Raw genomic sequence first — 22,769 nt, 5'->3', positions numbered from 1 at the left:
TGCACCCCCATAAATACCAAATTATTTGAAAATCTGCCTTGATCCAGAGAACTGGACGGGGACGGAGGGATGAAACTTCTGATGAAACAAAGGGATTGACTAAAAGATGAGTCTGTTTATTGATCGAATTTGGGCTTTTTCAGCCATTTTTCGTAGCGAAACAGATACTTTTTTAGTCAGTCCTTTTTTTGCGGATGAATGTATAGACACCAGTTTTCGCTGATGTTTTCATCTCCTCCATCAAAAGGAGGAAACGTAATGAAATTGTCCGGAGATTTTTTGAAAATGAAACAAAATCAAGAGAAGATTGTCATGCTGACGGCTTATGATTACCCGTCAGCAAAGTTAGCCGAACAATCAGGTGTAGACATGATTTTAGTCGGAGATTCTTTAGGAATGGTCGTATTGGGATATGATTCAACGATTCCAGTTACGGTGAATGACATGATCCATCATACAAAGGCAGTAAAACGCGGGGCACCGAATACATTTGTCGTAACGGATATGCCATTTATGAGCTATCACCTATCTATGGATGAAACACTCAAGAATGCAGCCAGGATCATGCAGGAAGGTCATGCAGATGCCGTAAAGCTTGAGGGAGCGGATGATGTTGTTGAAAAAATATCAGCATTGACCAAGGCGGGCATCCCGGTTGTAGCCCATCTTGGCTTGACTCCTCAATCAGTCGGCGTTCTGGGCGGATATAAAGTACAAGGAAAAGATGCCGAAAGTGCAGCACAGCTCTTGGAAGATGCGAGAAAGTGTGAAGCTGCGGGGGCGATGGCAGTAGTCTTAGAATGTGTTCCATATCAAGTGGGGGAACTCGTCACACGGAACCTTGACATTCCAACCATTGGAATTGGGGCAGGAGCTGAAACGGATGGTCAAGTCCTCGTTTACCATGATGTCATCAAGTACGGGGTAGACCGGCTGGCGAAATTCGTAAAAGTTTATGGAGATGCAAATGAACTGATTGGCCAAGCGCTTACAAGCTTCGTGAATGAAGTGAAATCTAAAGTTTTTCCGTCGGAGAAACATACATTCACGATGAAGGAAGAGCAGCTTTCCGAACTTTACGGAGGGAAAAGATGAAAACATTTACATCAGCAGCTGCTTTGCAATTGGCACTTAGAGAGGGAAAAAACAATAACAAAAGCATTGGCTATGTAGCGACAATGGGGTTTTTACATGAGGGGCATGCAACCCTTTTGGAAAAGGCGCGCAAAGAAAATGACATTGTGGTATTAAGTATTTTTGTCAATCCGACGCAATTTGGACCCAATGAGGATTTTGAAACATATCCGCGGGATTTGGAACGTGATGAAAAAGTCGCAGCCAATGGCGGAGTTGATTATCTCTTCTATCCAACTGTCCACGAAATGTACGGTGAAGAACCATCTGTAAAAGTTGTTGTCCAAAGCAGGACGGATGTTTTATGCGGCAGACAAAGGCCCGGACACTTTGATGGTGTTGCGACAGTCTTAACGAAATTCTTCAATATCATCCTTCCTGATAGAGCTTACTTTGGTAAGAAGGATGCCCAGCAAGTCGCCGTGATAGATGGACTGATCAAAGACTTCAATTTCCCTATCCAGCTTATTGCAGTGGATACTGTACGTGAAGAAGATGGGTTAGCGAAGAGCTCGCGAAATGTGAACCTATCAGTTCAGGAGCGCTTGGAGGCTAAAGAGCTGTACCAAAGTTTATTGAAGGCCAAAGAGGCGGTTGAATCAGGTGAAAGAAATGCAGCAACCGTCACGGCTCTAGTAAGTGAACATATTGGTGCCCACACAAGTGGAGTGATCGACTATATTGAAGTCTATCAATACCCGGAACTTAAACCGCTTGAATCGCTGGCTGGAAACATCATCATTGCAATGGCTGTCAAGTTCAAGCATGCAAGACTAATTGATAATATCACTTTAAATGTAGAATAATTCATGAAAATCAGGGGGTATTGAGATGTTTCGAACGATGATGAATGGAAAAATCCACCGTGCAAGGGTTACTGAGGCTAATTTGAACTATGTAGGCAGCATTACGATTGATGAGGATATAATTGATGCGGTGGGTATTCTGCCTAATGAAAAAGTCGCCATCGTGAATAATAATAATGGTGCACGACTTGAAACGTATGTGATTGCGGGAGAACGGGGCAGCGGTGTCGTGTGTTTGAACGGAGCGGCAGCAAGACTGGTGCAGCCGGATGATATCGTGATAATCATTTCTTATGTGATGGTTTCAGAGGATAAACTGGGGGATCATAAACCAAAAGTTGCGATCATGGATGAAAATAACAAAATCATTGATCTGATTTCAAACGAACCTGCAGCTACAGTCATGTAAGCGGAGGGCCGGCACAATATGCATGGATCATGCATACAGGTGCCGGCCCTTTTCGTCCGTTGGTGAACCGCTTGTTTCCTTTATTACGATTATTATGGTATAAAAAAGATAAGAGAATTCCATCAGGAAGTGGAGAAAGTGAAGTTTGAGGTGTACAATTCATGATGCAACGATATGTAGTGGTCGATTTGGAAACAACAGGGAATTCTCCGAAAAAAGGGGATAGGATTATTCAATTTGCTGGCGTGGTCATCGAAAATGACCAAATTGTGGATGAATACTCCACATATATCCACCCTGGACAGGAAATTTCCTTGTTTATTGAAGAGTTGACCGGAATAAGCAACGAGACGGTAAAAAATGCACCTGACTTTGAAGATGTTGCAGGAAATATTGCCCGGCTTATAGAAGGGGCTTGTTTTGTTGCCCATAATGTATTATTTGATTTATCTTTTCTACAGGAAGAACTAGTACGATGCGGGTTTGAGCCGTTTTATGGTTCAACCCTTGATACAGTGGAGTTAGCGAAAATATTAAAACCAACATCCGATGGATATAAGCTGCACCAGCTGGCTAAAGAAGAAAATCTAGACCATTCCAGGCCCCATCAAGCGGATAGTGATGCATATGCGACCGCTTTATTATTATTGGAATTGAAAAAAAAGCTGATGAATCTTCCAGTGATGACACTTAAACAGTTATATCGATTATCATATTCCTTACAAAGTGAGATTTCCGAATTGATAGACGCTTGCATTGCAAGCAAACTTGCTAAAGCAGAAGTCCATTCACCTGATCTTATTACTTATAGGGGCCTTGCATTTAAAAAGGCCGAAGACGAAGGTGATCAAAAAGACACGGGGGCGGAATTTCCTCTTGATGATGAGAAAAAAATAGCCATGCTTCAAAGTGCATACCCTGCCTTTGAAGCAAGAAGCGGACAACTTGCTATGATGAACATGATTAACCATTCCTTCGAATCCAGCCAGGATGCAATCATTGAAGCTGGGACAGGTATTGGGAAATCCATAGGCTATCTGCTTCCGGCCGTCTATTTTGCAAAAAAACATCATAAACCTGTCGTCGTTTCAACATACACGCTTCAGCTACAGGATCAACTTCTTCAAAATGAGGTTCCCAAGCTTAAAAAAATACTTCCCTTTACCTTTCAAGCTGTTTTGCTAAAGGGGAGAAGTAATTATTTGAGCTTGGCAAAGTTTGAAAGGGCATTGCGTGAGAAGGAAGATAATTATGAAACGGCATTAACGAAAATGCAGATATTGGTTTGGCTTACTGAAACCTTAACAGGAGATAAAGATGAATTGAATCTTACAAGCGGCGGTCAGCTATTTTGGAATCGGCTGCAAAGTGATGGTCTTACATACGCCGGATTAAAACAGCCCTGGCTTGAATTGGATTTTTTTGAACGGGCAAAAAGAACAGCCGCCAAGGCGGATATCATCATTACTAACCATTCATTTTTAATGACGGATCTGCTTACAGAAGATGCCTTGATTCCAAAAAAAGGGTATTTGATACTCGATGAAGCACACCATTTGGAACAGGCAGCATCTAAACAGCTTGGGAGCAGGCTAAATTACATTTCGGTGAAGACGGTTTTAAACAGACTAGGGACATCAGATCAAAAGCAATTATTATATAAATTGGGCAGGATGCTCTTAAATAATGGACTTGCCGAGGGGAAGTCCACGCATGAATTAGATCAAAAGCTTAGTGATTTTTCTTATGAATTCGAACAGCTTTTTTATTACATTTCCAATCAGGCGGAAAAACTTTCACGTTCCATGAGTCCGAAACGGCTTTCATTCAAAATAGATGATGGAAGATGGGGTAAAGCGATTCTGGTCGCTGAGCGATTGGTGGATTTATTAGGATACATCATCACGGAGTTAGAGAAAAGATTGGCCCTTTTATTGAATAATGAGTCCCCATTAGGAAAAAATTCATTATTTCATTTGAATGATATCGAGGTGCTGCTTGGACATTTACAGGATACCAGGGACTCCTTGCATGAATTCTTCATCAAGCCGCATGAAGAAAATATTTATTGGCTTGATTATACGAATGCAGCACCCCAGCATGGGGTGACTTTGACGGTTCAGCCGATTGCAGGAAGCAAACGGTTATGGGATTCCTATTTCGGACGCCAAAAAAGTGTGGTCATGACATCGGCAACCCTCGTTGTGAAAGATTCTTTTAAGTATTTTAAAGAACAACTCGGTTTAGAGAATGAACCGATGCAGACAGCAAGTTTTCCTTCTCCCTTTCCTTATAAGGAACTCGTAAAGGTACTGGTTCCAAATGATCTACCAGATATCAATTGCTTATCGGTGGAGGAATTCTCCGAAACCGCGGCAAACCATATTATTGCTGCCGCTCAAGCAGCGAAAGGGAGGATGATGGTATTATTCACCTCGCATGAAATGCTGCGGGCGACCTATAATTCCATCAAAGACAGTGGGGTCCTGGATGAGTTCACCCTGTTTGCACAAGGGATTTCTGGCGGAAGCCGGATGAGGCTGCTCAGGAATTTCCAAAACTTCGAGAAAGCAGTCCTGTTTGGGACAACCAGCCTATGGGAAGGCGTCGATATCCCAGGCGAGGATTTATCTTGTTTAATCATTGTCAGGCTGCCATTTTCGCCACCGGATGAACCAGTGACAGCAGCAAAATGTCAACTTCTCGAGAAGCAAGGGCGTAATCCTTTCTCTGCTTATTCTTTACCTGAGGCCCTGTTAAGGTTCCGGCAAGGATTCGGCAGGCTTATACGGACGCCAGAAGATAAAGGGGTTTTGGTTATACTTGATCGCCGCATAATCACTGCCAAATACGGACCTGAATTTCAAAAGGCCATTCCCGAAGTGAACTGGCACCAAGCCTCAATAACAGAAATGGCTGAAATGATAGAGAAGTGGATTTAAAGAATCTTTAGATATTTCATTAATCTAAAATGGATTTTTATGAATTTATAAAGAAAAATAACCTTTGAACTGGTATAATGTGATAGGTGGTAAAGCCTTCAAATCCTATTCATACCAGTGGTTGTTGACAATTTATTAAAATGGAGGGGCGTCTCATGGAAAGTAAAATCGAAGTAATTTCAACAGTCAGGTTGCAACATTCTCCTGATCTGTATAAAATTGTGGATTCCTTGAACCGAACATTGAAAAAAGATGATTTAATGTTCGGTCTGGCATTGGATTCCGAAGATCAAGAAAAAGCGATATTTACAATTTATCGTACATAGAAAGAGGGAAAAGCAGCTTTGAAAAAATGGTTGATTATTGCTTCCATCCTGGTCCTTTGTTTTATCGGATTTGTCAGCGGGGCATATATTAAAGCGTTGCAGCCTAAAAAAGAGGCTGGTAATGAGGCTTTTAAAAAGGCGAAGGAAGAGGGCGGCCTTGTGACCATGGAAGAATTCTACCTTTATAATGGGCAGGATTCATACTCCGTCATCATTGGTAAGGGAGAAAAAGGGACTAAAAAAATAGTCTGGCTTCCTGAGGACAAGAAGAAAGAAATAGTAGTGGAAAACTATAAAGATGGTAAATCAAAAAAAGAGATTTTAAACATTGTCAAAGAAAAGCTTAATCCCCAAAAAATCATTTCGGTTAAGCTAGGCATGGAAAAAAACGTTCCGCTTTGGGAAGTAACGTATCTTGATGAATCCGAGCGTTTTAACTATGACTATTATGATTTTAAAACTGGGGAATGGCTAAAGTATTATCGAAGCATTTAGAATGGAGGATTAATTTAATATGAAATTAGCGAACCGGGTTCAGTCATTAACGCCATCAACAACATTGGCCATTACGGCAAAAGCAAAGGAGCTTAAGGCCCAAGGTCTGGATATAATTGGTTTGGGTGCTGGTGAACCAGACTATAATACACCCCAACATATCATAGATGCAGCACTTCTATCCATGAATGAAGGTCAAACTAAATACACGCCATCCGCTGGTCTGCCGAAGCTAAAAGAAGCAATTGCGGCTAAATTAAAGCGTGATCAAGGCTTGGATTACAAACCGTCTGAAATTGTAGTTGGCTCAGGTGCAAAGCACTCGCTTTACACATTGTTTCAAGCTATCCTGGACGAAGAAGATGAAGTCATTGTTCCGATACCATATTGGGTGAGCTATCCTGAGCAAATCAAGCTTGCTGACGGAAAGCCGGTTTATGTAGTCGGTACGGAAGAAAATCAATATAAAATCACTAAAGAACAATTAGAACAAGCAATTACCGAAAAAACGAAAGCGGTTATCATCAACTCGCCAAGCAATCCAACGGGCATGCTTTACTCCAGGGAAGAATTGGCGGCTATCGGGGAAGTTTGCCTGGCTCATGATATCTTGATCGTTTCCGACGAAATTTACGAAAAATTGGTATATGGAAATGCTAAACATACATCCATTGCAGAGATTTCACCTGAATTGAAAAAGCAAACGATCATCATCAATGGTGTTTCTAAATCGCATTCGATGACTGGCTGGAGAATAGGTTATGCAGCCGGTGATGAGTCCATCATTAAAGCAATGGCGAACCTTGCCAGCCATAGCACATCAAATCCTACCACAACTGCTCAATATGGTGCTATTGCGGCTTATGAAGGTACGCAGGAGCCAGTTGAGGAAATGCGTCAGGCATTTGAAGGCCGTTTGAATAAGATATATGATAAATTGGTTGAAATTCCAGGAGTAAGCTGCATTAAACCACAAGGGGCATTTTATTTATTCCCGAACGTTAAACGTGCAGTTGAATTAACAGGGTACAGCAATGTCGAAGATTTTACGACTGCGTTGCTGGAAGAAGCTCAAGTGGCTGTTATTCCAGGTTCAGGGTTCGGTGCACCTGATAACATCAGACTCTCTTATGCAACTTCACTGGAGCTGCTGGAAGCAGCAGTTGAAAGAATACATTCATTCGTTAAATCAAAAATGGCATAATTTTTTAATAACCTGCAGACTACCTGGCTACATCAGTGTCTGCAGGTTATTTTAGTTGAATTATATCTATGGCACAGGAAAGGTCGATTACTGATCTCCCTTTTTATCAATGGAGTTTTTGTCCCATTAAGTCCTGCAGAGAAACAGTACATAAAGAAAAAATCATATATGATTTTTAATAAAAATCGATTGCAATCATATATGATTTCATATATGATGAAAATATGGAAGAGAAAAACAAAATACCCAGCAAAAAGCAAATAGCTTATGAGCACCTTCGTAAATTAATTTTGGATGGAACATATGGTTCTGGACAGCGGATCATTATCGATCAAACGGCAAAAGAACTTAGTCTAAGTCCGATTCCTGTCAGGGAAGCGATCAGACAACTGGAATCCGACGGCCTTATTCAATATAAGCCTTATAGTGGAGCAGTGGTTACAAGCATTAATGAGAGCGAATACATTGAAACTCTTTCAGTTCTATCTTTGCTTGAAGGATATGCAGCTGCCCTTAGTTCTTTAACGATGAAAGATGATGATTTTGAAAATCTGATTAATTTAAACAAGGAAATGGAAAAAGCCCTCCATAACTTTGAATTAGAGCTGTTTGGTAAGTTAAACGAATGTTTCCATGAGGAAATTTATGAAAAGTGCGGAAATTCCTTTTTGAAGGAGGAAATTAAACAGGCTCAACAAAGAATGAATAGAGTCAGAAAGTCCATGTTCACCATGGTACCGCAACGCGCAGTCCAATCGATTCGCGAACATGAAAGCATCATAAAGCTTTTAAAGGAAAAAGCATCTTTTGAAGAAATCGAATCTCTGGTTAGAAAGCATAAACTGAATGCCATCAATACATTCAAGCAGAGGTCGGAAACTAATCACGATCAGGCACTTTGATGACCCAGGCCTTGTTTTATAATAGTCGATCGATTATTCATAAAAGCAAGGCCGATTTTTTCATTTAATTATTCCGAATATTCAAATAATGAAAGGGCGGTAGAAAAAATGTACGAGGAAATCAAAAGTCGTTTAAGAGGATCCATAGCTCCAATTATCACTCCATTTGATGACAAGATGGAAGTGGATGTAAAGGCCATTGAAAATCTTGTAAACTGGCATATTGAAAGCGGTTCCCATGGAATCTCGGTATGCGGGACTACCGGCGAGCCGAGTTCTCTAACGATTGAGGAACGGGAATTAGTGATGGAAACGGCAATCAAAGCAGCAAAAGCACGTGTTCCGGTTGCACCAGGTACTGGATCTGCCAATCAGAAAGAAACATTGCATTTGACTAAAAGGGCACAGGAAATGGGGGCTGATGCTGCTTTAGTCATCGTTCCTTATTACAATAAGCCGAATCAGCAGGCACTTTACAATCACTTTAAGACGGTGGCCGAATCCGTTGATATCCCGCTTATCGTTTATAACATTCCCGGAAGAACGGCAACGAATTTGGAAGTTAAGACATTGGCACGCCTTGCTGAAGATTGTGAAAATATAATTGGCGTAAAGGAATCTAATAAAGATTTTGAACATGTGAACCGTGTCTTATTGAATTGCGGAAGGGATTTTCTCTTATATTCTGGCATCGAATTATTATGCTATCCGATGCTGGCTATTGGAGGAGCAGGACATATTAGTGCTACAGCTAATATCACTCCTAAAGAAGTGGCTGAAATTTATAACCATTGGGTGGAGGGTGATGTGGAAAAGGCACTTGACCTCCATTACAAATTAATGCCATTGAATGATGTTTTGTTTAAAGAAACCAATCCAGGACCATTAAAAGCTGCGATGGGGATGATGGGGAAAATCAATCCTGCATTACGGCCGCCGATGGGACCGCCTTCGGAACCGTTGGAAAAAGAACTGCGTGAAACCCTTCAATCATACGGTTTGATTGACCAAAAAATCCAGTCATAATTGCTAGATTGGGAAGATTGCACAAATCCAAACGATTATTGTCATCTTCCTGAATTAATTTTTAAAGGAGGATTTATTCATGCAAACTTTTCCGGTGCAAGATGTCAAGCATTACATCAATGGTCAATTTGTTGATGGAATCTCAGGAAAAACATTTGAAAATCTAGGCCCTTTTAATAATCAAGCAATCAATAATGTGGCAGAAGGATTTAAAGAGGATATTGATCAAGCGGTAGCCGCCGCAAGAGCTGCATTCGATAACGGTCCATGGAGAACGATGAAAGTGGAAGAAAGATTGAAGTACATTAATAGGATTGCTGATTTAATAGAAGAGAATGCCGAAGAAATTTCCTTTTTGGAATCCCTTGATACAGGGTTGCCGATTAGCCAGACAAAAAAACAGGCGGCAAGGGGAGCGGAGAATTTTCGTTTTTATTCTGAAATGGTGAAAAGCAGGCTGATAGGGGAGTCGTATCAAGTGGATGACACTTTCATCAATTATACGATTCATAAATCGATAGGAGTGGCAGGATTAATCACTCCTTGGAATGCGCCTTTCATGTTAGAAACCTGGAAGATCGCCCCGGCTCTGGCTACAGGTAATACATGTGTCCTTAAACCGGCGGAGTGGTCTCCATTGACTGCCAATAAATTAGCACAAATCATTGACCAATCCGGTCTGCCAAAGGGCGTATTCAATATCGTTCACGGTTTTGGGGAGACAGCTGGGGCGTCCTTGGTTGCCCATCCAGAGGTCCAATTGATATCCTTTACCGGAGAAACGACAACTGGCGCTGAAATCATTAAAAATGGTGCGGATACGATGAAACGTTTTTCCATGGAACTCGGAGGTAAATCACCAGCCGTCATTTTTGAAGATGCCGATCTGGAAAAGGCCCTGGATTCGGTGGTTTGGGGAATCTATTCATTCAATGGGGAGCGATGCACAGCCAATTCCAGATTATTTGTCCATGAATCGATAATAGACCAGTTCGTTGCAGAATTGAAGGAACGTGTTCATAATATCAAAATTGGAAACCCAATGGATCCAGAAACGGAAATCGGACCGCTGATCCATCGTGACCACTTTAATAATGTCTCCCGTTATCTGGATATAGCAAAAGATGAAGGGGCTGAAATTGTAAGCGGTGCGATACCAAGTGCGTTCAACGAAGGGAATTATATTGCCCCGACGCTTCTCTTGAACTGTACAAATGATATGACGGTAGCACAAGAAGAGATTTTTGGACCAGTCATGGCAGTCATTCCTTTCAAGACCGAAGAGGAAGTACTGAGAATGGCTAATGATGTAAAGTATGGGCTTGCTGCATATGTATGGACAAATGATATGAAACGGGGACATAGGTTTGCTCAAGCTGTCGATAGTGGGATGGTATGGGTGAATTCCCAAAACGTAAGGGATTTGCGGATACCGTTTGGAGGATCGAAATATAGTGGGGTAGGACGTGAAGGTGGCCATTATAGCTTTGAATTCTATACGGAAACACAAGTTATCCACGTAGCAATTGGAGAACATCACATTCCGAAATTTGGGGACATAAAACGAAATGCCGTTTCTTCTGCTGAAAAATAATCGGGTGTCATAAAGAAGGGGAGAATACAATGAATTTTTCTATTATTCGTGTTGCGAGAACGATACTTAATGTAACGGATTTAGATAAATCAAGAGCCTTTTATGTGGATGCTTTAGGTTTTATTGAAACAGAAAGAACGAATGATCACATATATTTACGTGGTTTAGAGGAAGCGCATCATCACTCGCTTATCTTGCAAAAGGCAGAAAAGCCAAGCGTTGAAGCGATAGGATACAAGGTTGAAAAAGAGGAGGACCTTGAAGAATTGGAATCTTTCTTCCTGTCCAAGGGAATGAAAATGAAGTGGATGAAGGAAGGAACACAGCATGCACTAGGCAAGTCGCTCCGAGTTCAGGATATTTCCGGATTGCCAATCGAGTTTTTCAGCAAAATGGATAAAGCAGAGAGATTGCTGCAAAGATTCGATATGCATAGGGGGTCAAGGGTCCAAAGGATCGATCATGTGAATTGTAATGTAACAAATGTCCAAAAAGCCTATGATTTTTATGTGAAAGAATTAGGTTTTGCCTGCTCGGAAGATACAGTGGATGAGTCGGGCCAATTATGGGCTACGTGGCTACATAGAAAGCAAACCGTCCATGACCAGGCATTCATGAACGGAATCGGTCCAAGACTTCATCATGTAGGCTTCTTTCTGCCTGACCCCCTTGCAATTATCCATGCCTGTGATGTACTGGCATCACTTGGATATGCACAGTCCATCGAACGCGGACCAGGAAGGCATGGCCTATCCAATGCATTCTTCCTATATTTAAGAGACCCGGACGGTCACAGAATCGAATTATACAATGGGGATTACTTAACATCTGACCCGGATATCGAACCGATTCATTGGGATTTGAATGATCCAAGACGCCAGACATTTTGGGGAGCAAAAGCCCCGGATTCATGGTTTGATGAGGCTTCTGCTGTCCTTGATATAATATCAGGTGAAGAAGTTCCTCTTAAAGAACCGATTCTGGCAAAAAGCAAGCCTGAATTCATCATCTGAAAAAAGCGGGTTTCAGGATGAATGATCGAGTGTTTCGGCAAAAACATACATTGACCGCACATTGTCATTTTGATAGGGCGCTTGTTTATATATACCTGTTCCAAGACCAATTGTCACCGTTTAGGGAATTGGTGAAAGTTTGATGGAAAACTGGAAGATTTGAAACGTGAAAGTATAAATAAACCAAAACGGATGAAGGATATGCAAGCGAAGTCTATTGCGAAAGTGCAAGCCTTCTATAAGATATAGTCTGGGACAGGGCAGCAGTGGGAACTAACTGCTGCCCTATCTGTATGTGTCACCGGTTAGACAAAATGCGTTCGGAAAGCTTAGGGATGGGATTAGCCCTTCTTGTGCAGATAAGTTGTTTGGGTTTTTGGAAAAGATTTGGCAATGGAAAGGCTCAATACTATTTAAAGTACCGTCTTTGAAAAATAAATATCAGAAGAGGTGTGAAGAGATGGTTCGATTGGAAAAAAACCTTCAAGAATCGGAACAAACTAATCTAGTGGATTATGAAAGGATTGTTGCTTCCAAAGAGTTTCAGAATATGCTTTCCGATAAAAAGAAATTCGTAATCCCTTTTACGATATTCTTTATGGGATATTCACTGCTTTTGCCCTTCTTAGTTTTTTACACTGATATCCTGGATCACCCTTTCATTGGAGACATAACATGGGCGTGGGTGTACGGTGTCTCCATCACGGTTATGTCTGTATGGGTTTGCAGCGTATATGTAAGGAAATCCGAAAGAATCGATGAACAAATAAAAGAAATCATCGAGAAAGAAGGGCTTTGAATCATGAATTGGACAGTTATTATTCTTTTTGCACTAATGTCGATAGGCACCCTTTTCATTACGTATTTCGCTTCCAAAAAAACTAAAACGGCAGGCTCTTTTTATACGGCTGGGGGCGGTTTGACAGCTAGGCAAAATGGACTTGCATTGGCCGGGGATTTTATGTCGGCTTCCACATTTTTAGGGTTGATTGGAGCATTTTCCTTAACGGGGTATGATGGATTTTTCCTGATGTACGGAGCACTTGTTTCATTCCTTGTTGTATTATTCCTGGTGGCTGAACCTTTAAGGAACTTAGGGAAATACACATTGGCTGATATGGTGACTACAAGGTTTAAATATAAACAGGTCCGGGGAGTGACCGCTTTTAATACCTTGGTGATATCAGTGATGTACATGCTGGGTCAACTTGTTGCGGCAGGTGCTTTATTTAAATTGCTTTTAGACATCCCGTATAATACCTCTGTCATTATCGTAGGTATTGTCATGTTGGTATTTGTACTATTTGGGGGGATGACGGCGACGAGCTGGGTGCAGATCATTAAAGCAATCCTGCTGATTGGCGGCGTGTTTATATTATTCATGATCGTCATGTGGAAGCTGAATTTTAGTTTCATCGGAATTTTCACGGAAATGAAAACAGCGACACCCATGGGAGCAGCTTACCTGAAGGCAGGTATTAAATATGCCAGTGGGTGGGATGCAGCTTCCTTGTCCCTGGGCCTAATTCTGGGAACGGCAGGTCTACCGCACATTTTAATACGTTTTCTGACTGTCCCGAATGCACAAGTGGCAAGGAAGTCGGTTGTTTGGGTGATGTGGATTATGGGTGCTTTTCATATCATGGTCATTTTTCTCGGATTCGGTGCTGCGAAGTTGGTTGGAACATCGAATATCATGACCGCTAATCCAGCGGGTAACATGGCTGCACCATTATTGGCCCAACTTGTGGGCGGGGACATCTTATTCGCCTTTATTGCGGCCGTTTCCTTTGCAACGATACTGGCAGTTGTTGCGGGAATCGTTTTAACAGGTGCTACGGCATTTTCACATGATTTTTACAATGAAATTTTAAAAGATGGAAAAGCAACGGAAAAACAGCAAATGACGATGGCTAGATGGGCGTCCATTGGTGTGACTGCACTTGCAATCGTTTTATCATTAGGTCTGCAGGAATTCAATGTAGCGTTTCTGGCATCGATTGCTTTTACATTGGCAGCCAGTTCGAATTTGCCGGTCATCCTTCTCACCATCTATTGGAAAAAATTCAATAAAACCGGTGCAATGGTCGGTATGATGACAGGTCTTTTTGGTACACTTTTGCTCGTGGCCTTAAGTCCAAATGTCTGGAACCCGGTTCCCGGAGCCACCATCATGACAGGTGACCCGATTTTCCCTTTGAATTCACCAGGAATCGTTTCCATTCCTCTTGGGTTCCTCGCATGCTATTTAGGTTCCCTGTTCAGTAACCGCAGGACAGATTTGGAAACGGTTACAAAAGACAATTATAATGAAATCCTCGTAAAGTCCAATACGGGTCATGATGTTAAGGGTGTTTTGCGACATTGAATGGTATGCATATAAATAAAGTGCAGCTCATCGAACTTGTGAATCGATTTTTAAAAGCAGCCATCTAGGTTGCTTTTTTTCTTTTCAATGGAATAGAAATTCCAACCAACACCATAGATTATTAGAAAAGGTGCAAATGAAATGAAGATTTAAGGAAAACTGGCCATTCATTCGGAAAAAGTTTCTAGAAATTTGACGGCGCCTTTGGAAAGATAGCGTTCTTCGAGCCAAATAAGGGCGGCTTCGGATTGTACTTCACAATCTATCAATTCGACTATATTTATACCCTGGGTTGAAAACGAATTTGATGTGGTACGTGGCATGATGGTAGCTCCTATTCCTTCCTTCACTAAAGATAATATCATTGCAGCATCAGGACATTCACATACAATCGTAGGTTCAAATCCATGTCTGAAGCACTCATCCACTATAAGCTCATATGTACCTTGACCGCTTACCCTATGCAGCAACAAGAGGGGAAATTCCTTGATTTGTTTAAATTCGATGAAGTCTGGGATATCCCAATCATGTGGGGTGACAAGTACAAAATCTTCCGGTGGAAGGTTAACCGAAGAAAACTGCTTACCATTAATTGGGAGTCGCACGATGGCCAACTCGATTTCCCTGTTTATTAAGCCTTCCGTTAAACGGAACGTATCACCTTCCATTAACTTGAATCGTATATCAGGGTATTTTACTCTAAAGGTTCTCATCCTTTGCGGAATGTAAGAAAAGCAGGTTTTTACAGACCCTATGGAAAGAGTGCCCTTTACCCCTTTACTGACTTCCTTCACTTCCAGAAGTGTTTCTTCAAACTGATTCAATAGAGCTTCAGCTTTTTTATATAAAACCTGACCAGTCTCAGTGAGTTTAAGTTTCTTTCCATTCCGATCGAAAAGTTTTTCACCAATTTCCATTTCCATCAATTTAAGTTGCTGGCTAAGAGGCGGTTGAGCCATATGTAATTTTTTTGCAGCTTTGGTTACTTGTTCTTCCTGAACGATTGTCACAAAATATTTTAACTGCCGGATGTCCATTTTATACACCTCATACATATGATTTACATATACATATTGAATTTTTAAAGTATTTTATATATATCATAACACATGGTATATTTTGTTATATAAATTAATTCAATATTTGGAATTTTAATTGTAAGCGCTTCATTTATATCGATTTTAAAGGGGGATGCAAGCATGCCGGCTAAAACAGGTAAAGAATATATCGATAGGGTAGACAAAGCAAAGGCGAATGTATGGATCAATGGAGAGCAAGTAAAAGATAAGATCAGTCAGCACCCAGCTTTTAAAGGGGTCATGAAAACACAGGCTGAATTATATGATTTGCAGCATGATTCCGCGAAAAATGACATCATGACTTATATTTCACCAACTTCAAACGAAAGAGTAGGGACCTCATTCATGCAGCCGCGGACAAAGGGAGACCTTGAAAAAAGGAGGAAGATGTTTCAAGAATGGGCAAGGCATAATAATGGAATGATGGGACGTTCCCCTGACTATATCAACAGTGGGATGATGGCGTACGGTACTGCAGCGGATATGTTCGGCACTCAGGATTCGGCATTTTCAAAAAATATGAAGGATTATTATGAGCTCTGCCGGGAAAAGGATTTGTCGTTGACACATACCTTGATTCAACCACAGGTTAATAGGGGAGTTAGTGCCGCAAAGCTTCCGGATCCTTACATCGCTGCAAGAATTGCTGGCAAGAATTCAGAAGGGCTTATTATAAAGGGAGCCAGATTATTAGCTACACAAGGAGGAATAACGGATGAAATCATGGTTTTCCCTTCGACATTGCTAAAACAATCAGAAGAAGAAAACCCTTATGCATTCGCATTCTCCATTCCAAATAATACACCGGGGTTGAAATTCATCTGTCGTGAATCATTCGACTATGGCAAATCACATTTTGACCATCCACTTGGTTCACGATTTGAGGAGATGGATACGATTATCGTTTTTGATGATGTAGTCGTTCCTTGGAATCGGGTATTTGCATATGGGGATGTCGGCATTTGCAACCAGGCATATAATGAAAGCAATGCAGTTGTTCATATGACCCATCAGGTGGTATCGAAGAATATCGCCAAAACCGAGTTCATTCTGGGGATTTTGCAACTTATGGCGGAAACCATCAATATCGGGCAATACCAGCATGTTCAGGAGAAAATATCGGAAGTCATCATGGCGCTTGAAACGCTAAAGGCTTTCATAACAGCTTCGGAGGCAAACGCGAAATTGGATAAATGGGGAATGATGACACCTGATTTTACACCATTAAACATTGCCCGTAATTATTATCCGAAAATTTACCCTAGATTCAGTGAAATAATGCAGCTTCTTGGAGCTAGCGGCTTAATGGCGATTCCAAATGAAGCCGATTTCAATTCGGAGCTTCGACCGGATTTGGATAAATATCTTCAAGCAGCGAATGGTGGAGCATATGACAGGGTCAAATTGTATCGTCTCGCATGGGATGTATGCATGAGTTCATTTGGATCCAGGCAAACGCTGTACGAAAGATTCTTTTTTGGAGATCCGGTCCGTATGGCGAGCGCTTTATATAACGGCTATGATAAACAGGAATATGTGGATCGTGTCAAGGAGTTCTTGAACCGTACTGAAAACCTTGCAGAAATCAACTGAGCGCGGCAGCAGTGGCAAAACATAATAATTTAAAGGCCTCCCCAATGAAGGGGGAGGCCTTTAAATATGAAATCTTGTTCATTTATGATATCGATCATGGATATTATTCTTTTTATATGTGCCAAAATTACTGAATTCCGTAAGTTCCATGGAGAGTGCAAGATATCTTTTTGAAAAGAGGGATGCCAAATGAGATTCCATCGTTTCGAATAGATGGTCACATACTTTGGTTTTATCACTGTCCTGGCGTCCAGCGCCAATTTTTAGGATGGCATGAACAAAGGCATCATCCTCTGTACCATCGGCAACACGATAATGCTTCAATTCAATGGCCCGGGATCGAATGCCGCCAATTGGAAAGATGGAAGGGTAAGATATCAGGACATCATTCACCTTCTTTAATAAGCCATCAATCTGGATTTCATCTTTGATATTATCCGTATATTCAATAATTATATGAGGCATGTGATTAGTCCCTTCCGTTAATTATGGATTTTTAGATGCGGCCGATCCCTGCCTTCAGTAAATGCATCGTCACCGACTATTGTGCTGATGAGTTTCCCGATTCCTTCAATTTCAGTGATGATTTCATCGCCTACAGCGGTATCCGCCAATCCTTCAGGTGTGCCTGTCAAAATGATATCGCCTGGACTCAATGTCATGAAGCTGCTGAAATATTCAATTAAATCAGCAATGCCGAAAATCATGTCTTTCGTGTTGCCTTGCTGAGTCAATTTTCCGTTGACGTAAGTTTTGATGGCAAGGTTCGAAGGATCTGGAATATCTTCGGCATCGACTAGCCAAGGTCCAATGGGGGTGCAGGTATCGCGATTTTTGACCTTTAAGTTTGGTCGGTAGTAATTCTCCAGATAATCACGTATTGCATAATCATTTGCAATCGTATATCCACTTACATACTTATAGGCTTCTTCCTTTTTTATGTTTTTCGCCTTTTTACCTATGACGACTGCAAGTTCACATTCATAATGCATATAAGCTGCATCAGCAGGCCGTCTTGTCTGCCCACGGTGGCCGATAAAGGTATTGGGACCTTTTAAGAACGCAAGGGGTTCTTCCGGGGCTTTAAAAGCAAGCTCCTTCGCATGGTCTGCATAATTCAGGCCAAGCGCGAAGACAGTTCGTGGTTCCACCGGGGGAAGCCAGACAACATCCTGCTCATTGACAATCCGTCCATCCGCCAATTTGAGCTGGCCATAATATTCACTTGCTGGATGTACGGCACCTGCATAGGCTACACGTGCTCTCTTCATAAAATCCCCTCCAGTGATAGTTTTTCCTCGGAAATGATAGTATTTTCCAAATGCCCGATTTCGTCTATTTCTATTCTGACATGATCATTGGCTTTTGCCAGCGGTGCATTCTCTGGAACTCCAACTAGAAGGACGTCACCCGTACTCAAAGTCATGAAGTCTGTTACATCCTCAATAAGGCGGGATATGGAGCGAATTAGATTTGAAGTTGAATTTTCTTGCTTTAGCTCTCCATTTATATATACACGGATTCCTAAAGAATCGGGGCTGGATATCGATTCCTTGGATACGACCCATGGACCGATCGGGCAAAATCCATCACGGGCTTTATGGCGGATAGCAGGACGGAAAACACTTTCATGTGGAACGCTAATATCATTGGCGATCGTAAAACCTTCTATATAATCCAATGCATGTTCTTTCTTGATTCTTGTAGCCGTTTTACCGATTACAATTCCCAGTGCGGCCCCGATTTCCAATTCAGGTATGCCGTTTGGAAGGGGAACTGGATTTGAAAAAGAAGAAAACGTGTTTCTAGGTTTAATATATAGGATCGGCCCTTTAGGAGGTTCATTATAAGGAGGATGGTCGACCTTTCCCTTCAATGCTTCCAATGATCCTTTATAGTTTAATAATGTTCCATATACCGTTCCTGAAATAGGGTTATCCAAATTGATTTGTGATACCTCATACTTATCACCGTTCATTAATATATAGCGGTTCGACAGTATTTCCATTTCTTCCGAATAATCTGACTGTTTGAGTTTCACTCTTGCTTTTGCCATGGACACTCACCCCTTGATTTTATTAATAATCATATATGATATCGTATATGATTATTTGTTTAAGTTCAACATATTTAGATTATTCAGTAAAATCAGACAAAAAATGTTAGAAAAAAGATGGGTTTCAACAGAAAAATGCCTTGAACATTTAGTTAGTATAAAGCTAGAAATCCAAATTGAAAGATTGTGAATGGGGGATGTTCCGATGATGAATGGCAAAGAGTATTTAGAAAGTTTACGAGACGGAAGAACGGTATTCTTGAACGGCGATAAGGTAGATGATGTGACGACACACCCAGCATATCGCAATTCTGCCAGGTCAATTGGCCAACTATATGATGCTCTCCATGATCCGGTTAGTGCTCGGATTTTAACGGCTAAGACAGATGAAGGCCATACTACCCATAAGTTCTTCAAGGCTTCAAAGAACGCAAAAGAGCTGCTTGAAGCAAGGGATGCCATAGCAGAATGGTCAAAATTGAGCTATGGTTTCATGGGTCGTACCCCTGATTACAAAGCTGCTTTTACAGGATCATTGGGACCGTATAGCGATTTTTATAAGGGATTTGAAGATAATGCGAAAAGATGGTATGAAAAAACCACAAGGGACGTTCCCTTCTGTAACCACACAATTATAAATCCGGCAATGGACAGGAATAAACCGCTACATGAAAATAAAGAGGTATTTGTACGTACGGTGGAAGAGCGGGATGATGGAATAATCGTAAGTGGAGCTAAAATGGTTGGAACTTCAGCAGCACTTACGAATTATAATTTTGTCGCGAATTATTCTCCTGTCGATCTTGGGGAAGGGGATAGAAGCCATGCATTGATTTTCTTTGTGCCGATGAATGCGCCGGGATTAAAAATGATCAGCAGACAATCTTTTGAAGAAACGGCTGCGAGGACAGGCACTCCTTTCGATTACCCGCTTTCTAGTCGGTTCGACGAGAATGACGCAGTCATCGTCCTTGATCATGTATTCATCCCATGGGAGAATGTATTTGCCTATAATAATGTGGAAATTGCCAATGGATTTAGATCCAAGACTGGGTGGATGAACCGATATACATTTCATGGCTGTACACGCTATGCGGTGAAATTGGACTTTATGGCTGGGCTTCTGATGAAGGCTACGGAGATGGCAGGAACGAATCAATTTAGGGGAGTACAAGCCAACATCGGGGAAGTGCTTGCTTACAGGAACATGTTTTGGGCAATCTCGACAGCGATGGCTACAGATCCGATGGAAGGGCCGTATGGCACTGTTCTGCCCAATAGCACATACGCAACTGCATATAGGGTGTTTGCACCTATGGTATGGCCAAAGGTAAAACAGATATTTGAACAGGTTGTAGCAGGTAATCTCATTCAACTCCCATCAAGCTCCAAGGATTTTTTAAACCCTGAGGTCCGTCCGTATCTCGAAAAATATTATAAGGGTTCTGGCGGGGTTTCGGCAGTGGAAAGGGTAAAACTGATGAAACTTATATGGGATTCCATCGGAACGGAATTTGGTGGCAGGAATGAATTATATGAAATCAATTATGCGGGTAACCATGAAAATATTAGGCTGGAAACCATGAAAATGGCAGATTCAAATGGACAATCAGATAAATTCAAAGCTTTTGTGGACTTGGCAATGGACGATTATGACCTTCATGGCTGGACAAACGATAAGTGGATAAATGAAGATGAAGGCATTGATGCTGATTTGATCCGGCTCCGAACGAATTAATCTGAGTAGAAAAACGTGAAAAAGAATGGTTTGTATCGGACTCCCACCGGCTTTTCCACCACTGCATGATATGAATGCGTTTACATTTTTATCTTGATAGGTAAGGTATGGAAAAAGTATAATATTATGTAAAAGGAAAGCCGTGGGGAATCATGACGAATCTTTTGAATCTTAAGAATGATGAAGGAGAAATTCATTTAAATGATGAGAGGATGATCCTGACTTCCTCTTCAATTTTCGGTACCCTAAGAAAAGACTTGATCGAGAATATTGGATTTGAAAGAATGAAGTCTTTTTTAATACGTTATGGCTGGAATATCGGAGTCAATGATGCTAATAAGGCACTAAAAGGGGATTTGTCAACGGTAAAGGAAATACTGAGGCAAGGTCCAATCTTACATATGCTGCAGGGTTATACAAAAGTTAATACTACGAACCTGGAATTATCAATGGATAATCAAACGGATGTACACTCTGTAAAGGTGGAAGGGGTTTGGGTGAATTCCTATGAGGCAGAGGAACATATCACCCAGACAGGCATTGCGGAAAAGCCAGTCTGTTATACATTGACGGGTTATGCAAGTGGATTTTATTCGACGGTCTGCGGTCACGAAGTGATTTTTAAAGAAAGTGCCTGTAAGGGAGCAGGGCAATCAGAGTGTAGATACGAAGGTAAATCGATACATTTATGGGGCCTGGAGATTCAAGATGAGTTGAAATATTATAAAACCAAACCGATTGTACAAGAGCTTGCCGTAACATATGAAAAGCTGCTGGAAGAACGCAATAGTTTATCAAAAGTGATGGATATTCATAATTTGCTGACAGAGGAGTTAATTAACGGAAGAAGCCTTCAATCGATAGTGAGGATGGTTTATCAGAAAACGAAAATTCCTTTGTTGATGGAGAATTTCAATAGCAATCAGGTTTATCATGCTGGGTTTCACATAGGGAAGGTAAGGGAAGTCAGGAATCAGCTCAAACTGATGAGGGAAAATGGTCCTGTCACTTTGGAGACCGGAAGAATCGTAAAAGATGGGATGGAGCTGCTTTATACTCCCATAACGTTACAAAATAAAACTTACGGCTATTGTGTTTTTGCGCAATCGGATCCGGTTGAAGGAAAAACGAACCTGGAAATCAATCGAATGATTCTTGAAAGGGTTTCCATGACCGGTTCCTTATTCCTCTTAAATGAGAAAAGCAGTTTTGAAGCCCTTGAAAGGGTAAAAGGTTTATTTCTTGAACAAATATTAAATGGAGAGTTTGCTTCCAGAGAAGAAATAATTAAAAAAAGCATGTATTTAGACGCTTCATTGGATCATCCTTTCACCATTGCGTTGCTTGGCTATGATTTTTCCTCCGATCGGGGGACAGCGAATGACTATTTCATTCAGCAGAAAATCATCGAAGAGATTTATAGTTTCTTTAAAAAGCGGAATCAAGTTGTCTTAACAGCCTTAAGGGATGGTAATATCGTATTGCTTATACCGATGAGTCCGGGAACTGAATATCAGCTTCGCACCAAGGAATGCATCAATCACTTATATACTGTTTTTAGCGGATATAACTTTAAAATGGGTCTTAGCACAATAAGTGATGAATTGGAACGGGCTCACGAGGTTTTTCAAGAAGATTTAACCGCATTGAATATGAATGAAGGAACTTGGGATATTATCAAATTTGAAGAAGTAGATCTGCTATCCATTTTAATGCATACGGGGAGTACTCCAGCGGTACTAAAAAAGGCAGAGAAAATGCTGGCTCCTTTATTAATGAAAGATGACCCAAAAATGAAGGAATTATTGAAAACGCTTTATGTATTCCTGCAATGTGGTGGAAATCTTGAATGCAGTATGAAAGAATTGAACATTTCAATGAGTGGTTTACGGTATCGGATCAAAAGACTTGAAGAGCTGCTTTCCTGCCAAATAAGAGATCCTAAAAGTGCTTTTCAATTATATGCATCATTTGAAACTTTGTTGAAGGCGAAAATGATTACCATTGGTTGATAGGATTCAATCCCTTGTTGAAAATGGAAATGTCGAATGATACATATACCAAGATGACTTTACTGTAATGAG

General features: G+C 41.1%; 20 protein-coding genes. 16 read left to right on the top strand and 4 right to left on the bottom strand.

What is annotated here, in order from left to right; all coding sequences use genetic code 11:
* Positions 1-258 precede the first annotated feature (258 nt).
* The 13 genes from panB (at position 259) to ACWF5P_RS13425 (ending at position 14,219) form a co-directional block, all read left to right on the top strand.
* Complete coding sequence (gene panB, locus ACWF5P_RS13485) at positions 259-1,095, top strand: 3-methyl-2-oxobutanoate hydroxymethyltransferase (protein ID WP_434167317.1); 837 nt, start codon at positions 259-261, stop codon at positions 1,093-1,095.
* The gene (gene panC, locus ACWF5P_RS13480; RefSeq protein WP_434167316.1) at positions 1,092-1,940 is read left to right on the top strand and encodes a pantoate--beta-alanine ligase; all 849 of its coding nucleotides are present in this window, start codon (positions 1,092-1,094) and stop codon (positions 1,938-1,940) included. The genes panB and panC overlap by 4 nt, the downstream gene beginning before the upstream one ends.
* Positions 1,941-1,965: 25 nt before the next feature.
* Positions 1,966-2,349, top strand: coding sequence for an aspartate 1-decarboxylase (gene panD / locus ACWF5P_RS13475; RefSeq protein WP_101222396.1), 384 nt, complete (start codon positions 1,966-1,968; stop codon positions 2,347-2,349).
* A gap of 161 nt (positions 2,350-2,510) precedes the next feature.
* Positions 2,511-5,291, top strand: coding sequence for an ATP-dependent DNA helicase DinG (dinG, locus tag ACWF5P_RS13470; RefSeq protein WP_434167315.1), 2,781 nt, complete (start codon positions 2,511-2,513; stop codon positions 5,289-5,291).
* A 155-nt stretch (positions 5,292-5,446) separates the two neighbouring features.
* The gene (locus ACWF5P_RS13465; protein WP_064505144.1) at positions 5,447-5,617 is read left to right on the top strand and encodes a YpmA family protein; all 171 of its coding nucleotides are present in this window, start codon (positions 5,447-5,449) and stop codon (positions 5,615-5,617) included.
* Between the two features lie 18 nt (positions 5,618-5,635).
* Positions 5,636-6,112 carry a cell wall elongation regulator TseB-like domain-containing protein gene (locus ACWF5P_RS13460; protein ID WP_063233239.1) on the top strand — a complete coding sequence of 159 codons (477 nt, stop codon included), beginning with the start codon at positions 5,636-5,638 and terminating at the stop codon, positions 6,110-6,112.
* A 19-nt stretch (positions 6,113-6,131) separates the two neighbouring features.
* On the top strand, positions 6,132-7,316 hold the full coding sequence (locus ACWF5P_RS13455; protein WP_230176941.1) for a pyridoxal phosphate-dependent aminotransferase: 1,185 nt from the start codon (positions 6,132-6,134) through the stop codon (positions 7,314-7,316).
* Between the two features lie 224 nt (positions 7,317-7,540).
* Positions 7,541-8,218 carry a GntR family transcriptional regulator gene (locus ACWF5P_RS13450; protein ID WP_230176940.1) on the top strand — a complete coding sequence of 226 codons (678 nt, stop codon included), beginning with the start codon at positions 7,541-7,543 and terminating at the stop codon, positions 8,216-8,218.
* 108 nt (positions 8,219-8,326) lie between these two features.
* Entirely contained in the window at positions 8,327-9,244 is a 918-nt protein-coding gene (gene hpaI, locus ACWF5P_RS13445) for a 2,4-dihydroxyhept-2-ene-1,7-dioic acid aldolase (RefSeq protein WP_434167314.1), read from the top strand.
* 79 nt (positions 9,245-9,323) lie between these two features.
* Positions 9,324-10,838 carry a 5-carboxymethyl-2-hydroxymuconate semialdehyde dehydrogenase gene (hpaE, locus tag ACWF5P_RS13440; protein WP_434167313.1) on the top strand — a complete coding sequence of 505 codons (1,515 nt, stop codon included), beginning with the start codon at positions 9,324-9,326 and terminating at the stop codon, positions 10,836-10,838.
* A gap of 29 nt (positions 10,839-10,867) precedes the next feature.
* Positions 10,868-11,851: a 3,4-dihydroxyphenylacetate 2,3-dioxygenase gene (hpaD, locus tag ACWF5P_RS13435; RefSeq protein WP_101222390.1), complete on the top strand. Its 984-nt coding sequence runs from the start codon at positions 10,868-10,870 to the stop codon at positions 11,849-11,851.
* Positions 11,852-12,311: 460 nt separating this feature from the next.
* Entirely contained in the window at positions 12,312-12,650 is a 339-nt protein-coding gene (locus ACWF5P_RS13430; protein WP_101222389.1) for a DUF485 domain-containing protein, read from the top strand.
* Between the two features lie 3 nt (positions 12,651-12,653).
* A complete protein-coding gene (locus ACWF5P_RS13425) occupies positions 12,654-14,219 on the top strand; it encodes a sodium:solute symporter family transporter (RefSeq protein WP_434167312.1) in 1,566 nt (521 codons plus the stop codon).
* A gap of 167 nt (positions 14,220-14,386) precedes the next feature.
* Here the strand turns inward: ACWF5P_RS13425 and ACWF5P_RS13420 are convergent, their stop codons facing one another.
* Positions 14,387-15,256, bottom strand: coding sequence for a LysR family transcriptional regulator (locus ACWF5P_RS13420; RefSeq protein ID WP_101222387.1), 870 nt, complete (start codon positions 15,254-15,256; stop codon positions 14,387-14,389).
* A gap of 162 nt (positions 15,257-15,418) precedes the next feature.
* Here ACWF5P_RS13420 and hpaB point away from each other — a divergent pair, with 162 nt between their 5' ends.
* Positions 15,419-16,891, top strand: a complete 1,473-nt coding sequence (gene hpaB, locus ACWF5P_RS13415) for a 4-hydroxyphenylacetate 3-monooxygenase, oxygenase component (RefSeq protein WP_434167311.1) — start codon at positions 15,419-15,421, stop codon at positions 16,889-16,891.
* A gap of 78 nt (positions 16,892-16,969) precedes the next feature.
* Here the strand turns inward: hpaB and ACWF5P_RS13410 are convergent, their stop codons facing one another.
* From ACWF5P_RS13410 to ACWF5P_RS13400, 3 genes are read right to left on the bottom strand one after another with little or no spacing between them, the layout of a single operon-like run.
* On the bottom strand, positions 16,970-17,356 hold the full coding sequence (locus tag ACWF5P_RS13410) for a 5-carboxymethyl-2-hydroxymuconate Delta-isomerase (protein ID WP_230176936.1): 387 nt from the start codon (positions 17,354-17,356) through the stop codon (positions 16,970-16,972).
* 17 nt (positions 17,357-17,373) lie between these two features.
* Positions 17,374-18,162 carry a fumarylacetoacetate hydrolase family protein gene (locus ACWF5P_RS13405; protein ID WP_434167310.1) on the bottom strand — a complete coding sequence of 263 codons (789 nt, stop codon included), beginning with the start codon at positions 18,160-18,162 and terminating at the stop codon, positions 17,374-17,376.
* Positions 18,159-18,947 carry a fumarylacetoacetate hydrolase family protein gene (locus ACWF5P_RS13400; protein ID WP_434167309.1) on the bottom strand — a complete coding sequence of 263 codons (789 nt, stop codon included), beginning with the start codon at positions 18,945-18,947 and terminating at the stop codon, positions 18,159-18,161. Before ACWF5P_RS13400 ends, ACWF5P_RS13405 begins: the two co-directional genes overlap by 4 nt.
* 205 nt (positions 18,948-19,152) lie before the next feature.
* Here ACWF5P_RS13400 and ACWF5P_RS13395 point away from each other — a divergent pair, with 205 nt between their 5' ends.
* Positions 19,153-20,685 carry a 4-hydroxyphenylacetate 3-hydroxylase N-terminal domain-containing protein gene (locus ACWF5P_RS13395; RefSeq protein ID WP_434167308.1) on the top strand — a complete coding sequence of 511 codons (1,533 nt, stop codon included), beginning with the start codon at positions 19,153-19,155 and terminating at the stop codon, positions 20,683-20,685.
* Positions 20,686-20,837: 152 nt separating this feature from the next.
* Positions 20,838-22,697: a XylR N-terminal domain-containing protein gene (locus tag ACWF5P_RS13390; RefSeq protein ID WP_434167307.1), complete on the top strand. Its 1,860-nt coding sequence runs from the start codon at positions 20,838-20,840 to the stop codon at positions 22,695-22,697.
* The last annotated feature ends 72 nt before the right edge of the window (positions 22,698-22,769 follow it).

The sequence above is a fragment of the Peribacillus sp. NPDC055009 genome, assembly GCF_053608705.1.
The sequence above is the reverse complement of the archived record's forward strand: the minus strand, read 5'-3'. Positions and strand labels throughout refer to the sequence as shown.